The sequence below is a fragment of the Microbacterium sp. CGR2 genome (assembly GCF_003626735.1).
In the GTDB taxonomy this organism is placed as follows: domain Bacteria; phylum Actinomycetota; class Actinomycetes; order Actinomycetales; family Microbacteriaceae; genus Microbacterium.
On sequence record NZ_RBHX01000001.1, the window covers coordinates 1,085,964 to 1,101,243 of the forward strand.

Annotated in this window: 15 protein-coding genes and 1 pseudogene; 11 read left to right on the forward strand and 5 right to left on the reverse strand. The window is 68.6% G+C overall.

Annotation, left to right across the window (positions count from 1 at the left end):
• Positions 1-162: 162 nt before the first annotated feature.
• On the reverse strand, positions 163-888 hold the full coding sequence (locus D7252_RS05510) for a Pr6Pr family membrane protein (RefSeq protein ID WP_251050635.1): 726 nt from the start codon (positions 886-888) through the stop codon (positions 163-165).
• Positions 889-958: 70 nt separating this feature from the next.
• Positions 959-2,052, reverse strand: a pseudogene (locus D7252_RS05515) (DMT family transporter).
• Positions 2,053-2,090: 38 nt separating this feature from the next.
• On the opposite strand from D7252_RS05515, the gene D7252_RS05520 reads away from it, so the two are divergent.
• The gene (locus D7252_RS05520) at positions 2,091-3,377 is read left to right on the forward strand and encodes an adenylosuccinate synthase (protein ID WP_120774467.1); all 1,287 of its coding nucleotides are present in this window, start codon (positions 2,091-2,093) and stop codon (positions 3,375-3,377) included.
• A gap of 16 nt (positions 3,378-3,393) precedes the next feature.
• On the forward strand, positions 3,394-4,500 hold the full coding sequence (locus D7252_RS05525) for a beta-propeller fold lactonase family protein (protein ID WP_120774468.1): 1,107 nt from the start codon (positions 3,394-3,396) through the stop codon (positions 4,498-4,500).
• 183 nt (positions 4,501-4,683) lie between these two features.
• On the opposite strand, the gene soxR is transcribed toward D7252_RS05525, so the two are convergent.
• Positions 4,684-5,160 carry a redox-sensitive transcriptional activator SoxR gene (gene soxR, locus D7252_RS05530; protein ID WP_120774469.1) on the reverse strand — a complete coding sequence of 159 codons (477 nt, stop codon included), beginning with the start codon at positions 5,158-5,160 and terminating at the stop codon, positions 4,684-4,686.
• A 63-nt stretch (positions 5,161-5,223) separates the two neighbouring features.
• On the opposite strand from soxR, the gene D7252_RS05535 reads away from it, so the two are divergent.
• The gene (locus D7252_RS05535; protein WP_120774470.1) at positions 5,224-6,603 is read left to right on the forward strand and encodes an MFS transporter; all 1,380 of its coding nucleotides are present in this window, start codon (positions 5,224-5,226) and stop codon (positions 6,601-6,603) included.
• Between the two features lie 61 nt (positions 6,604-6,664).
• On the opposite strand, the gene D7252_RS19935 is transcribed toward D7252_RS05535, so the two are convergent.
• Positions 6,665-6,835: a hypothetical protein gene (locus D7252_RS19935; protein WP_183055190.1), complete on the reverse strand. Its 171-nt coding sequence runs from the start codon at positions 6,833-6,835 to the stop codon at positions 6,665-6,667.
• Positions 6,836-6,914: 79 nt separating this feature from the next.
• On the opposite strand from D7252_RS19935, the gene D7252_RS05540 reads away from it, so the two are divergent.
• From D7252_RS05540 to D7252_RS05565, 6 genes are all read left to right on the forward strand, one after another.
• Positions 6,915-8,351 (forward strand): NAD(P)/FAD-dependent oxidoreductase, encoded by a 1,437-nt coding sequence (locus D7252_RS05540; RefSeq protein ID WP_374225762.1) that lies wholly within the window; start codon positions 6,915-6,917, stop codon positions 8,349-8,351.
• Positions 8,352-8,508: 157 nt separating this feature from the next.
• Positions 8,509-8,811 carry a DUF427 domain-containing protein gene (locus D7252_RS05545; RefSeq protein ID WP_120774471.1) on the forward strand — a complete coding sequence of 101 codons (303 nt, stop codon included), beginning with the start codon at positions 8,509-8,511 and terminating at the stop codon, positions 8,809-8,811.
• A gap of 42 nt (positions 8,812-8,853) precedes the next feature.
• A complete protein-coding gene (locus D7252_RS05550) occupies positions 8,854-9,726 on the forward strand; it encodes an ABC transporter ATP-binding protein (RefSeq protein ID WP_120774472.1) in 873 nt (290 codons plus the stop codon).
• Positions 9,723-10,406: an ABC transporter permease gene (locus D7252_RS05555; protein ID WP_120774473.1), complete on the forward strand. Its 684-nt coding sequence runs from the start codon at positions 9,723-9,725 to the stop codon at positions 10,404-10,406. The genes D7252_RS05550 and D7252_RS05555 overlap by 4 nt, the downstream gene beginning before the upstream one ends.
• Positions 10,403-11,125: an ABC transporter permease gene (locus D7252_RS05560; RefSeq protein ID WP_120774474.1), complete on the forward strand. Its 723-nt coding sequence runs from the start codon at positions 10,403-10,405 to the stop codon at positions 11,123-11,125. Before D7252_RS05555 ends, D7252_RS05560 begins: the two co-directional genes overlap by 4 nt.
• Before the next feature lie 45 nt (positions 11,126-11,170).
• The gene (locus D7252_RS05565) at positions 11,171-12,085 is read left to right on the forward strand and encodes an ABC transporter substrate-binding protein (protein WP_120774475.1); all 915 of its coding nucleotides are present in this window, start codon (positions 11,171-11,173) and stop codon (positions 12,083-12,085) included.
• A 212-nt stretch (positions 12,086-12,297) separates the two neighbouring features.
• Here the strand turns inward: D7252_RS05565 and D7252_RS05570 are convergent, their stop codons facing one another.
• Positions 12,298-13,557: an AI-2E family transporter gene (locus D7252_RS05570; protein ID WP_120774476.1), complete on the reverse strand. Its 1,260-nt coding sequence runs from the start codon at positions 13,555-13,557 to the stop codon at positions 12,298-12,300.
• A 62-nt stretch (positions 13,558-13,619) separates the two neighbouring features.
• On the opposite strand from D7252_RS05570, the gene D7252_RS05575 reads away from it, so the two are divergent.
• Both D7252_RS05575 and D7252_RS05580 read left to right on the forward strand, forming a co-directional pair.
• Positions 13,620-13,919: a chorismate mutase gene (locus tag D7252_RS05575; RefSeq protein WP_120774477.1), complete on the forward strand. Its 300-nt coding sequence runs from the start codon at positions 13,620-13,622 to the stop codon at positions 13,917-13,919.
• A gap of 159 nt (positions 13,920-14,078) precedes the next feature.
• Positions 14,079-15,272, forward strand: a complete 1,194-nt coding sequence (locus D7252_RS05580; RefSeq protein WP_120774478.1) for an ROK family protein — start codon at positions 14,079-14,081, stop codon at positions 15,270-15,272.
• Positions 15,273-15,280: the final 8 nt, after the last annotated feature.

A 15,280-nucleotide genomic window follows, 5' to 3' on the forward strand; every position in this document is an offset into this window, starting at 1 on the left:
CCTCGTTCACACGGGGACACATCTCGCAGCCATCCCCGCGCACCAGCGTAACGGCTTCCGCGTGCCCCTCACTCCGTCGGGACGCTCGTCCTTGGGGGCGCTCCGAGCGCAGTTTCTGCCGTCTGAACGTCTTCATGGCGGCAGACGTCGCGACCGGAACCGTCACATGGCCGGCAGAGGCGGGGCGAGGTCAGGGGATCGGATGCCGCGCCGCCGACCGACGAGCACCACGAGAGCCGCCGCACCGATGATGATAGCCGCGATCAGGATGACGTAGAGGGCGACGCCGCCGTAGCCGCCGCTCACCCGAGGGTCGAGGAACGGATACGGGTACCACCAGGTGTTTCCCGTCGACGGTGCCGTCACGAGGTTCGCTCGCATCAGGGTGTAGACGGCCCACACGATCGGGAAGATCGCGGCGATTCCCACCGTGCCCCAGCCGAGGGCCCGCCGTCGCGGTGCGAAGAGGACGTCGGCCAGCATCACGACGGGGATGACGACGTGGAGCACCTCGTTGGACCACGGGACTGTCGCTCCCTGCGGGAGCGATATTCCGCGTAGGAGCAGGTTGTACACGACGCCGGTGACGATCATGTAGGTGCTGGCGCAGACGAGCAGCACGGCAAGCCATCGCGGTTCCGTGGTCGTGGCGCTCTTCTGGCGAAGCGCCCAGATGCCCGCAATGGCGAGCACGACCGCCGCCAGCACGTTCGACTCGATGGTGAAGAAGCTGAAGAAGTTCGTGATCACCGTGGGCATGTGACGTCCGTAGTCCGTCTCGGCGTTCCGTGCGACGTCGAGCGACCGGGAGAGCTGGGTGACGATCGCCGCGATGGCGAGTGCGGATGCCGCCAGCCGCGCGTAGGGCCACCAGGTCGTCACAGTCATCTTCGCCTCCGCCGGTCACTCTAGCGGGCGGGCGATCCGGCGTCGGCGCTGACGCCGGGGGTGCGAACGATCAGGTACGCCGCCCCCACCGCATCCGCGTGACGAGGACCCCGAGCAGGCACAGCGCACCACCGAGGAACATCATCGGGGTGGGCACTTCGCCGAGGATGGCCCAGGACATCAGGATCGCGATGGCGGGGACGACGTACGTGGTCGCCGAGGTCTGGCCGGCGGTGCTCCGCTGCAGCACGTAGGCCAGGTGGTGAAGGCGATCGCCGTGGGGAAGATGCCGAGGTAGACCACCCACAGCGTGGCGTCGAGCGGTGCCGTCTGCAGTGCGCCGACGAGACTGCCGGCCCAGGGGAGCAGGGCGATGGTGCCGGCGCCCGCCCCGAGCCAGGTGAGCGTCGTCGCGTCTACGCCCGCACTGAGCAGGCGCTTCTGCACGAGGGTGCAGCCGGCGTACATGACGGCGGCGAGGAGCGCCAGCAGGAGACCCGTGATGTCGGGTCCGGCGCTCGTCGAGGAGTTCATGCCGATGAGGACGACACCGAGAAAGGCGATCGGCGCGCCGATCACGAGTGGCTTGGGGAAGCCCTCGCGGAGGAACAACCCGCTGAAGACGACGACCATGAGCGGCGCGAGGTTCACCACCATCGCTGCGGTGCCCGCATCGAGCGTGCGCTCGGCGCTGTTCAGAGCCAGGTTGTAGACGCAGAACCACCCCACGCCCCACACGGCGATCAGCCACCAGTGACGACGCTCGGGAAGACGGATGCCGTGGCGAAGCGCGATGATCGTGAGCACGACCGTGCCGATGGCCATGCGCAGCAAGGCGAGCGCGCCGGGGTCGTAGTGCGGGCCGGCGCCGCGGATGCCGATGAACGCCGACGCCCAGAGCACGACGGTGACGAGCGCTGCGATGAGGACGAGGGGTCCTTGCGCCTTCGGCGCCGCAGCGCTGGTGCGGGCACCGGGATCGTGGGATACGGCTTCTGGCATTCTTCGATCCTGACAGGGGCAACCGACATCGGGCGACCGGCTGGAGCGACAGCATCCGTCGGTTTTCCGCCACGGCGCACCATCGCGATCAGGGCGGCGTCCAGAGGAGGGCTGTCCGACCCCTCCCGATAGGATGGGGGCGCCCGAAGAGGGCCAGCTCATCGGCCGGTGCAAACCCGGCGAAAGCAGGGGGGACACCCATGCCAGGAATCGTGATCGTCGGCGTGCAGTGGGGCGACGAAGGAAAGGGCAAGGCCACCGATCTTCTCGGTGAGCGCACCGACTGGGTGGTGAAGTTCAACGGCGGCAACAACGCCGGACACACCGTCGTCGTCGGCAACGAGAAGTACGCGCTGCACCTGCTCCCCTCCGGCATCCTCTCGCCCGGGGTCACCCCCGTTATCGGCAACGGCGTCGTCGTCGACCTCGAGGTGCTGTTCTTCGAGCTCGAAGCGCTCGCCGCCCGCGGCATCGACGTCTCGCGGCTCCGCGTCAGCGCGAACGCGCACATCATCACGCAGTACCACCGCACGCTCGACAAGGTCACCGAGCGCTTCCTCGGCAAGCGCATGATCGGCACCACCGGTCGGGGCATCGGCCCGGCCTACGCCGACAAGATCAACCGCGTCGGCATCCGCGTGCAGGACATCTTCGACGAGAACATCCTGCGCCAGAAGGTCGAGGGTGCGCTCGACCAGAAGAACCACCTGCTGGTGAAGATCTTCAACCGTCGCGCGATCACCGCCGACGAGGTCGTCGAAGACCTGCTGTCGTACGCCGAGCGTCTGCGTCCGATGGTCGCCGACACCGGCTACCTGATCGACCAGGCCCTGGGCCGCGGCGAGGTCGTCGTGTTCGAAGGCGGCCAGGCCACGATGCTCGACATCGATCACGGCACCTACCCGTTCGTGACCTCGTCGTCGGCGACCGCGGGTGGCGCCTCGACCGGTTCCGGCGTGGGCCCTGGCGCGCTCGACCGCATCGTCGGCATCGTCAAGGCGTACACGACGCGCGTGGGTTCCGGCCCGTTCCCGACCGAGCTCTTCGACGAGCAGGGCGAGTGGCTGCGCAAGCAGGGCTTCGAGTTCGGTACGACGACCGGCCGCCCCCGCCGCGTGGGCTGGTACGACGCACCCATCACCCGGTACGCCACGCGCATCAACGGCATCACCGACCTCGTCCTGACCAAGCTCGACATCCTCACCGGCCTCGAGCAGGTCCCGGTCTGCGTGGCGTACGACGTCGACGGCGAGCACTTCGACGAGGTGCCGGTCAACCAGACCGACTTCCACCACGCGAAGCCGGTGCTCGAGTACTTCCCCGGTTGGAGCGAAGACATCTCCACCGCGCGCAGCTTCGACGACCTGCCCCAGAACGCACAGGACTATGTGCTGGCGCTCGAGAAGATGAGCAACACCCGCATCTCGGTGATCGGCGTCGGCCCCGAGCGCGACCAGGTCATCGTCCGCCACGACCTGCTCGACTGACTGGCGGAGACGGCGCGTGACACGATTCTGGCTCGGCGGCTACGGCTCCACCATGGAGGGGTCGGCTGACGGCATCGGCCTGCTCGCCGGTGACGAGGGGCGCGAGGCTTCGACGCTCGCCTACCGGGGGGCGGTCACCGAGACGCCGTCGCCGTCCTGGCTGGCGCAGCATCCGTCGCTCGACGTCGTCTATGCGGCGCTCGAGGGAGATGCGGCGGTGCAGGCGTTCGCGCGCACCGGTGACGCGTCGCTCTCGCCGCTCGGCTCGCCGATGCCGGTCGGTGAGAGCGTGTGCCATCTCGCCGTCGCCCCGAACGGCTCCGCACTGGTCGCGAGTTGCTACGGTGACGGACGCGTGGTGCGGGTCGGCCTCGACGCGGCCGGCCGAATGGTCCCCCAGAAGACCGATGCCGCGGCTGCGCTGCGCGCCGCCCTGTTCGGCGAGGATGATCCGGATGCCGCAGCCGCGACTCCCGCGGGAGTGGGGGTGGCGGCATCCGATCCGCATGCCGCGGGCCCTGACCGAGCTTCGCACGCGCATTCCGCGGCCTTCCTGCCCGATGGCCGCATCGTGACCACCGATCTCGGCTTCGACCTCGTGCGGTTCTGGCGGCAGACGAGCAACGGACTCGCACTCGACCACGAGGTCGTGCTGCCGCTCGGGACCGGCCCGCGCCACATGGTCGTGCACCCGAGCGGGCACCTGCACGTGGTCACCGAGTACTCGTGCGAGGTGTTCACGCTCGCTTCCGCGGCAGACGGCACCTGGAGCGTCGTCTCGTCGACCATGGCGAGTCCGATCGCACAGGTCGGCACCGACTTCCCTGCCGAGCTCGCGCGCTCGCGCGATGGGCAGTTCCTCTACACCGCACTCCGTGGCAGCAATACGATCGCGGCCCTTCGTGTGCGCGGCGGCGGGGAGGCCCTCGAATCGGTGGCACTTGCCGACGCCGGTGTCGACTGGCCGCGCCACCACCTCATCCACGAGGGCAAGATGCTCGTCGCCGGGCAGCGTTCCGACACGATCACCCTGCTCGACCTCGACGAGCGCACAGGCGCGCCCCTCGGCATCCGCCACGAGGCGCAGGTTCCGACGCCGACGCACTTCCTGCTCGTTCGCTGACGCGCGCCCGGCGCCGCCGGCATCCGCCGCTGCCCGGGCCCGCCACCCGTGCCCGGGCCCGCCGCTTCCCGCGGGTCCGCACACTTGTCGGGAGGTCTCACGGATTTCGGGCGACACGCCGCGATTCGGCCCGACAGGTGTGTTTTCTCCCGACATCTGTGCCCACACCGCGGGCATGGGCCGTCATTCCGCGGCGGACGCTCCGGTCGACAGCCAGCGGATCGGCCCCGCACCCTTGCGGCCGAGAACGTCGCCGGGATTCTGCAGTGCGCAGGAGGTGAGGCTCAGGCATCCGCACCCGATGCAGCCATCGAGGTCGCCACGGAGGTGTTCCAGTTGGCGGATGCGGGCGTCGAGTTCATCGCGCCACCGCTGCGAGAGACGGGCCCAATCCTTTTTGGTGGGGGTGCGCCCTTCCGGCAGCGATTCGAGGGCCGACCGGATGTCTTTCAGGGGGATGCCGACGCGCTGCGACACCCGGATGAACGCCGCCCGTCGCAGCGTGTCACGAGTGTAGCGACGCTGGTTCCCGGCGGAGCGTTCGGACGCGATGAGCCCGTTGCGCTCGTAGATGTGCAGCGCCGAGGTCGCCACTCCGCTCCGGGCGGAGACTTCCCCGATCGTGAGCCGCCGGTCTTTGTCGCCGTCCAGCTGGGGCATGCCGCCTCCTCGTCATCTGCGCGACTTGACCTCAACCATAGTTGAAGTCTTAGCGTCATCCTCATGACGACTGAGACGGGCGAGCTGCCGACGAAGAATGCGACACCGCCACGCATCCTGGATGGTGAGCACCTCTGGATCACCATCGGCGCGTGCGCGCTCGTGTTCCTGGGAGCGTTCGAGTCGCTCGCCGTCACGACCGTGATGCCGACGGTCAGCGCCGATCTCGACGGCGGCCGGTTGTACGCGCTCGCGTTCGCCGGCCCTCTCGCCACGGGTGTGATCGGAATGGTGATCGCGGGAAACTGGGCCGACCGCCGCGGACCGGTCACGCCGCTGTACACGGCGGTGGTCGTGTTCGTCGCCGGGCTCCTCATCGCGGGGCTCGCGCCCAGCATGGAGATCCTCGTGGTCGGGCGCTTCGCTCAGGGCCTCGGAAGCGGAGCGCTGATGGTGGCGCTGTACGTCGTGGTCGCGCGCGTCTACCCGCAGGAGCTGCACCCGGCGATCTTCGCGGGATTCGCTGCCGCCTGGGTGGTTCCGTCGCTGATCGGCCCCACGATCGCGGGAGCCGTGACCGAACTGTGGAGCTGGCACTGGGTGTTCCTCGGCGTCGTCATCCTGGTGCTGGTCGCTCTACTGATGGTGGTCCCCGCGTTGCGCGGCCTGTCCGCCGAGGGCGACGTGACGACGCCGTGGGCCTTCGGGCGCCTCGGCTGGTCGGTGCTCGCCGCTGTGGCCGTGCTGGCACTGAACCTGGTCGGCGACATCCCCGCGGTCGGACCGATTCTCGCCGCGGCCGCCGTCGTCGTCGCGCTCGTGGCCGTCCGCCCCCTGGTCCCGCGCGGAACACTGCGCGCCGTTCGAGGCCTCCCCGCAGTGATCCTCGTCCGCGGCCTCGCAGCGGCAGCCTTCTTCGGTGCGCAGGTGTACCTGCCGTACCTGCTGACCGACCGTTACGAGCTCTCACCGACCGTGGCGGGACTCTCGCTGACCGGTGGAGCGCTGGCATGGTCCACCGCAGCGACTGTCCAGGGGCGGATGGGCATTCGCCTGTCGAGCGTGGCGGCGGTGCGGTGGGGAACGGCACTGGTCCCCGCCGGCATCCTGGTGACGGTCGCGACTGCCGCGTTCCGCTGGGATGCCGCCGTCGTCACCGTCGCCTGGGTCATCGCCGGCGCGGGCATGGGGTTGATGAGCCCGCGCACCAGCGCTCTGACGCTGGCGATGTCGAGCCCGGAGAATCAGGGGTTCAACAGCGGCGCCATGACTGTGGCGGATTCCTTCGGCAGCGCTCTGGCGCTCGCCGTGACCGGCACGCTGTTCACATCGGTGGCCGCATTCATCGATCCGTTCACTGCGGTGTTCGCTCTGGCGGCGGTGACGGCGATGGCGGCCGCGGTGCTGGCGCCGCGAGTACGTGCGGAAGCGGACGCTTCGTGAGCCGGGTTCGGTCGGTTCGGTCGGTGCGGGTTGGGCCGCGTGGCTCACCTGTCGGGAGAAATCACGGATGCCGGGCGACACGCCGCGGTCCGGCCCGACATCTGTGACTTCTCCCGACACCTGTGCCCACGCCGACGGCATCCGCGGTGCCCACGCCGACGGCATCCGCGGTGCCCACGCCGACGGCATCCGCGGTGCCACGCCGCCGGCATCCGCCCCGCCTGCCGGGCATCCGCCACGCCGCCGGGAACAACTGGCCTGTGACTCGGCGTTGGTCATGAGCAAGACTGGGCGACGGAAAGGTGTGACCCATGGCTGCTGCGGAGATGACTGACGAATACGACCTGATCGTGCTGGGCGGAGGGCCGGTCGGGGAGAACGTCGCCGATCGCGCGGTCCAGGGAGGGCTGACGGCGATCATCGTGGAGAGCGAACTCGTCGGCGGCGAGTGCTCGTACTGGGCGTGCATGCCCTCGAAGGCGCTGTTGCGCTCAGCGCAGGCTCTCCGCGCCGCACAGCACGTGGCCGGGGCTGCGCAGGCCGTGACCGGCACACTCGACGTGCGCGCCGTCTTCGACCGTCGGGATTCGTTCACGAGCAACTGGTCCGACGACGGGCAGGTGAGCTGGCTCGACTCGGCCGGCATCGACCTGGCGCGTGGCCACGGGCGGCTCACGGGCGAGCGTGAGGTGACGGTGACGGATGCCGACGGCGCGACCCGCGTGCTGCGTGCCCGTCACGCTGTGGCGATCAGCACCGGGTCGGATGCCGTCGTCCCGCCGATCGAAGGCTTGCGGGAGTCGTCGCCGTGGACGAGCCGCGAGGCCACCAGCGCCGAGGAGCTCCCGGAGAGCCTGGCCGTGATCGGCGGCGGTGTGGTGGCGGTCGAGATGGCGACGGCATACGCCGCGCTCGGCTCGACGGTCACGCTCATCGCGCGCGGCGACCTGCTCGCCTCGATGGAACCGTTCGCGGGTGCGAAGGTCGGTTCCGGACTGAAAGAACTCGGCGTCGAGGTGCTCATCTCCACCGGCACCAAGGCTGTGCATCGAGATGCCGACGGCGTCACGGTCACGCTCGACGACGGTCGGGAGATCACGGCGACCGAGGTCCTGGTCGCGACCGGTCGTTCGCCGCGCAGTGCCGACATCGGCCTGGAGACGGCGGGGTTGGAGCCCGGTCGGTGGATCGAGACGGATGACACGCTGCGCGTTCCCGGTTCCGAATGGCTCTACGCGGTGGGCGATGTCAACGGTCGGGTGCTGCTCACCCACCAGGGGAAGTACCAGGCGCGCGCTGCGGGAGATGTGATCGTCGCCAGGGCGAAGGGCGCGGGGGTCGATGACACCGCCTGGGGTCGTCACGTCGCCACAGCCGATCACGCCGCGGTGCCGCAGGTCACGTTCTCGTTCCCCGAGGTCGCCTCCGTCGGCCTCACCGAAGCCGCCGCCCGCCAGGCGGGGCCCCACGTGGAGGTGGTCGACTACGACCTGGGCGGGGTGGCCGGTGCAAGCCTCTACGAGGACGGCTTCGACGGCCAGGCGCGGCTCGTGATCGACAGTGAGCGCGACGTCGTGATCGGCGCCACCTTCGTCGGCCCCGAGGTCGCCGAGCTGGTGCACACCGCCACTGTCGCCATCGTCGGCGAGGTTCCGATCGCGCGACTCTGGCACGCCGTGCCGTCGTACCCGACGATCAGCGAGGTCTGGCTCCGGCTGCTGGAAGGCTACGGACGGGATTCCGCATGACGATGCGCATGAGTGGTTCCCCCGTCCCGCAATCCGTTCGGCCCGCGGCGCCGAACAGCTCGCGGAATGTTTCGCCCCTTGACGGTCCTGTGGACAGCCCGCCCCGGATGTCCCTGCTGTCTTATACGCTCGAACCCACATCCGAGGAGGCACGATCATGAAGGCTGTACTCGCAGGAACCGTCATCGCCGAAGCCGACGAGAGCGATCTCGTCCGCATCGAAGGCAACTGGTACTTCCCACCCGCATCCATCACGCCCGACGCGCTCGTCGAGAGCCCGACGGCGTACACCTGCCCGTGGAAGGGCGCGGCGCAGTATTACTCGGTGCAGGCCGACGGCCAGCTGCACACCGACTATGCGTGGTCCTACCCGACCCCGTTCCCGTCGGCTTTCGACCGTGTGGGCAAAGACTTCTCCGGCTACGTGGCGTTCGACCCGAGGGTTGACGTCGCGCCGTAGCCCGAGGGTCACCGCATCGATCGACCGACGGGAGTCCACCCCATGATCGAGTTCCGCAACGCCACCAAGCGCTTCCCCGACGGCACCGTCGCCGTCAACGACTTCAGCCTGGTGCTGCCGTCGCGCAAGACGACGGTCTTCGTCGGTTCATCCGGCTGCGGCAAGACGACCTTGCTCCGAATGATCAACCGCATGGTCGAGCCGACATCGGGCGACGTCGAGATCGACGGCGAGAGCGTGCTCGGCGGGGATCCGGTGGCTCTCCGGCGCCGTATCGGATACGTGATGCAGAACTCCGGGTTGATGCCCCACTTCACGGTCATCGACAATGTGGCGACCGTTCTGCGGCTGACGGGCGTGAAGAAGGCGGCGGCGCATGCGCGCGGGCGTGAGCTGCTCGACACCGTCGGCCTCGACCAGGCCCTGGCCGACAGGTATCCGAGTCAGCTCTCCGGCGGTCAGCAGCAGCGCGTCGGTGTCGCCAGGGGTCTCGCCGCCGATCCGAACATCCTCCTCATGGATGAGCCGTTCGGCGCCGTCGACCCGATCGTCCGGGCCGATCTGCAGCAGGAGACCCTGCGACTGCAGCAGCAACTCGACAAGACGGTGGTCTTCGTCACCCATGACATCGACGAGGCCTTCCTCCTCGGCGACCAGGTCGTCATCCTCGACAAGGGTGCGCGCATCGTTCAGGTCGGCAGCCCGAGCGAGATCATCGAGAATCCGGCGGATGACTTCGTGGCCGCGTTCATCGGCGCCGACCGCGGACGCCGCGCGCTGCACCTCAAGCAGACGCCTCGCGGCACCGTGGTCGTCGATTCCGAGGGGCGCACACAGGGTGCGATCGTCGATGCCCCGGACGCCGTCGCCGAAGCCCTGCTGAGCGAGGAGAGCGTGACGAAGGGCGCCCCGTGAGCTGGGTCGTCGACAATCTCGGTCTCATCCTCGAGCTGACTGCGGTTCATCTGCAGCAGAGCGCGATCGCGATCGTGCTCGGGTTCGTACTCTCACTGCCCCTGGGCTGGGTCGCCTGGCGCTACCAGCTGGTGAAGGGGCCGGTCATCGTCCTCACCGGCCTGCTCTACACGATTCCGTCCCTGGCGCTGCTGATCCTGCTCCCGTCCGTCGCCGGGTACTCGGCCCGCAGCCCGGTGAACCTCGTGATCGGGCTCACGATCTACGCCGTCGCGATCCTGGTGCGCGCCGTCTCCGATGGTCTGGATTCCGTCGACCCTGCGATCCGGCAATCCGCGACGGCGATGGGGTACGGCGGGTTCCGACGATTCTGGACCGTCGACTTCCCGCTCGCCGGTCCCGTCGTTCTCGCGGGCCTCCGGGTCGCTGCCGTCAGCACGATCTCGCTGGCCACCGTGGGCATCCTCGTCGGGGTGCAGAATCTCGGCTATCTCTTCACCGACGGTCTGCAACGACGCATCCTCGTCGAGGTCTTCTCCGGCATCGTCGCCGTCGTGGTGATCGCGCTTCTGATCGACCTGCTGCTCCTGTTGCTCGGTCGTGCCCTCATGCCGTGGACGCGCGCCGCGAAAGTGCCGACCGCACCGCGTCAGACGATGACGCTGAGGACCGCCGCATGAACGTGTTCACGGACGCCTTCGCGTGGCTCTTCTCGCCAGATCGGTGGGACGGCCCGTATTCGCTGCCGATCCTGTTCGGTCAGCACATGTTCTACACGATCGTCTCCGTCGTGATCGCCGCGGCCATCGCGGTCCCGCTGGGCTGGCTCATCGGGCATACCGGCCGCGGCCGCGAGGTCGCCGTCGCGGTCTCCGGCGCCGCAAGGGCCATCCCGTCCTTCGGGCTCATGGTGCTGCTGGTGCTCCTGCTGGGCGTGCTGCGGATTCCGGAGGCGGCGATCATCACGTTCGTGCTCCTCGCGATCCCGTCGCTCCTCGCCGGCGCATACACCGGCTTCGAAGCCATCGACCGTCGCGTGCTCGATTCCGCGCGGTCGATGGGCATGACCGAGTGGCAGGTGTTCTGGAAGGTCGAGGTCCCCCTCGGGCTCCCGCTCCTCGTCGGCGGCATCCGTGCGGCGCTTCTCCAAGTCATCGCGACAGTGACCATCGCGGCCTACGTGAACCTCGGCGGCCTCGGCTGGCCGATCATCCAAGGCATCCCGCTGCGCAAGTTCGATCAGGTGCTCGGCGGCGCGATCCTCGTCGCCGTGCTGGCCCTGACCGTCGACCTGCTGCTCGCGATCGCGCAGCATGCCGCCGTTTCGGCCGGAGTGCGCTCCACGCCGCAGCGGCGCTCCCGAACAGCCGTGAGGGTCGCGACTGCGGCCCCCGCCTGACACCTACCCACAGCGTCCCCGTTGTCCCCAAGAAGAGGAAGTCCCATGTTCACAGCACGCACCTCACGACTCGCTCTCGCCGGTGGCGTCTCGCTCGCCGCCGCGCTCGTCCTCGCCGGTTGCTCCGGCAGCAACCCGCTGGATGCTCCGACCGAAGAATCCGGCTCCGGAGGCGACACCGTCGTCATCGGCTCGCAGGCGTACTACTCGAACGAGATCATCGCCGAGATCTATGCGCAGGCACTCGAGGGCGCCGACTTCACGGTCGACCGCCAGTTCAGCATCGGGCAGCGCGACGCGTACATGCCGGATGTCGAGTCCGGTGCGATCGACGTGTTCCCCGAGTACACCGGCAACCTCCTCGAGTACCTCGATGACAGCGCGACGGCCACGAGCCCCGAAGACGTCTACGAGGCGCTGCAGGAGGCGCTGCCCGAAGGGCTCACCGCACTCGACTACGCCGAAGCGTCTGACCAGGACACCTACACCGTGCTGAAGAGCTTCGCGGAGGAGAACGGGCTGACCAGCATCGCCGACCTCTCGAAGGTCACCACGCCGGTCACGATCGGCGCGCCTCCAGAGTTCGAGCAGCGCCCGTATGGCCCGGCCGCGGCCAAGGAGGTCTACGGTGTCGACCTCGCCTTCTCGGCGACCGGCCCGACGACGCTCGAGTCGCTGCTGGCCGGCGAGATCCAGGTCGCCGACATCTACTCGGCCGACCCTGCATTCCAGACTGAGGAGATCGTGGCTCTGGAAGACCCGGAGAACATCATCCTCGCCTCCAACGTGGTGCCGATCGTCTCGGACGACGTCGCAGACGAGGTCTCCGACGTCATCAACGAGATCAGCGCCAAGCTCACTGCCGAGGAGCTCGTCGCTCTGAACGTGCAGAGCACCGTCGACCAGAAGTCGGCGTCCGACATCGCGGAGCAGTGGCTGGCCGACAACGACCTCGGCTGAGTCGTCGTCGAAGCAGAAGTGCCCGGGCCTGATGGTCCGGGCACTTCTGTCTGTGCGCCCCGTCCGTCTGCCGGCAGCCTCCTGCTGTCTGCAGCATCCGTTCCTGCATGAGCGGACGACGGGTGCATGACCAGGTTGCCGGTTCGGCTCCTGCAGACGGCATCCGGTCATGCATCTGCTCCGGAGGAAGGCAGGGGCCGGGTCCGGACGGGCTACACCCGGGCGTCCTGGCGCGGCACCCAGACCTGTTTGATGATGATGAGGATCGACGCCGTGACGGGCACCGCCACGAGGGCACCGAGCAGCCCGAGCAATGTTCCACCGGCGAGAGCGCCGATGACGACGAGGGAGCCGGGGACCGCGACGGCCTTGTTCATCACTCGCGGGGTGATGACGTACGCCTCGATCTGCATGTAGATGAGGTAGATGACCGCGAAGATCAGGGCGCCGAGCGGGTCGGAGAGGAGCGCGATGCCGGTGCCGATGACCCAGAACAGCACCGGTCCGACGAGCGGGATCAGGGTGATGCAGAAGGCGATCGCCGCCAGCAGCGGCGGGAACGGCAGCCCGAGAATCAGGTACAGCGCGAGCACGAGCATCGCGTTGAAGAACGCGAGGATCACCATGCCCATGATGTAGCCGCCGACCGAGTCGGTGATCTGGTCGGTGATGTCGCGGGCACGGTGACGGTCGCGGGCGGGGGCGAGGCTCAGCATCCCGGTCTTCATGGAGGGAAGGCTCGCAAGGAAGTACAGCGTCAGCACGAAGACGATGATCCCGCCCGAGATGCCGGTGGCGATGCCCGCGCCGACCTTCAGGGCTCCTCCTCCGATCGTGGCGAGGTTGCCGAAGTCGGAGAGGAACGCCTGGATCTCGGCGACGAAGTCTTCGAACTGCTCACCGAACTGGTTTTCGAGCGTTGCGTAGATGTCGCTGCGCGTGAAGTCCTGGATCATGTCCGGCACGGAGCGGACGAAGGTCGCGATCTGTTCGACGACGGTCGGGATGATCATCCACAGCACGAGACCGACGACGACGATGAGTCCGAGGATCACGACCACGACAGCTTTCGCCCGGGACAGACCGCGCCGCTCGAGGAACCGCACCGACGGGTCGAGGCCCAGGGCGGCGAACAGTGCGAGCGCGATGTAGATCAGCACGGTCGACAGGTTGGTGAGCGCCAGGCCGATGGCGATGGCGGCGAGACCCCCGAGTGTCACGAGGAGTCCGAACACGAACGGTCGGTCGATGCGCGTCCAGAACGAGCGGCTGGTCGGTTGCGGGTCGACGCTGGTCGGCGGGTGCGCGGCGGCGGGTGTGGGCGCGGATGCTGTCGCTGACTCGGAGCCGACCACGGCACGATCGCGAGTAGAGCCTCCGACATCTGCAGCGGCGCGGTTCGAGGCCCTCGTCGCGGCGCTGGATGCGTCGTCGGGAAGGGGCGCGGTCACCGACGGCTCTTCGTTGCTCATGTGCTCACGATAGCGGTGAGCGACAGCTGAAGCGGGGTTGTTCGCGGCTCTAGAGTAGGGGCATGACAGCCGCTGAGGACCCGCAGGCCGAACTGCTCCGACTTCGCGCCAGTATCGACAACATCGATGCCGCGCTGATCTTTCTGCTCGCCGAGCGGTTCCGCGCCACGCAGCAGGTCGGCCAGCTCAAAGCCGAGCACGAGATGCCGGCATCCGACCCCCATCGCGAGGAGCAACAGGTCGCACGCCTTCGCGCGCTGGCCGAGCAGGCGAACCTCGATCCGGAATTCGCAGAGAAGTGGTTCAACTTCGTGGTGGCGGAGGTCATCCGGCACCACACCGAAGCGGCCGAGGGGCGCTGAGAGAGGTGCCGGACGGGCGACGGTGTGTGCAGCACTCGCCCGTCCGGAGTTGAGAGAGGCCCGCAGGCCAACTAAGTTCAATGAATAAACTTACGGAGAGACTACGGATCGCCCCGCGATCTGTCAACAGTCCGTCGCCGAGCGCCGGGGAGGAGTGACGTGCTGAACACGGACGACGCCCTCGACACGCAAGCATCCGTTCGACGTGCGAATCTGCGGCGGGCGCTGCAACTGGTCTTCTCCAGCCCTGGCACCCAGACCCGTGCCGGGATCGCTCGGGCGACAGGGCTCACCGCAGCGACCGCGTCCTCCCTCGTCGCCGAGCTCATCGAGAACCGCCTGGTGGTGGAGGGCGAACAGGCTGCGAGTACCGGGGGCAAGCGCGCGACGACGCTCAGCATCGACGCGACGCACCACCTGATCCTCGTCCTGGTGATCCAGCCGACCGGCGCGCACGTGGCGCTCGTCACCCTCGACGGCACCGAGCTCGACGCGCGTGTGGTCACGTACACGGTCGAAGATCGCGACCGTGCGCTCGACGACGCCGTCGCGGCAGTCGCGGCAGAGTTCGGGGACCGTCTCCTTGCCGCTGCGGTGCAACTGCCGGGAACCACCGACGGCCGCTCCGTGCTCGAGAGCGTGCAGCTGCGGTGGCAGAACGTCCCTCTCGCAGAACGATTCGAGCGGATGCTGGGCGCGCCGGTGCTGCTCGTCAACGACGTCGACGCCGAGGCTGTCGCCGAGACCGGCCTGGAGGATTCGCCTTCCGGATATCGACTGTTCCTGCACATCGGCGGGGGCATCGGCGCTGCTGTGACCCTCGACGGCGAGCTCGCCCCCGGGCCGCGCGATCGGGCGGGCGAGATCGGTCATGTGCAGGTGATCTTCGGCGATGTTGCGAGACCCTGCCGGTGCGGACAGCGCGGCTGCCTCGAGTCCGCCGCAGCGTTGGGGCCGATGCTCGGCGAGAGCTTCTCGGATGCGATGGATGCCGAGTCGATCCGCGCACTCGTCGCGAACGCCGACGAGAGCGCGCTCGCCGAGGGGGCAGACGCGCTGGCCAGGGCCATCAAGCTCCTCAGCGCTCTGCTCGACCCCGCCGAAGTGGTGATCGGGGGGCCGGCGACCTACCTCGGTGCGGCCTTCCTGGATCACGTGCGTCAGCAGACCGACTACCCCGCCCGCGGGACCTCCCAGGTGCCCATCCGCTACGCCGACCCCCGCGTCTCGATGTCAGCGGGTGCTGCGCAGGCAGCGCTCACCCTCGCGCTCGGTGTGCGCTGGAGCGCGGCGCAGTTGCGCGCAGCATCCGCTTCCTCGAGGGTTGCCCCGCGGGAATCCCCTTCGCGCTGAGAGTATCG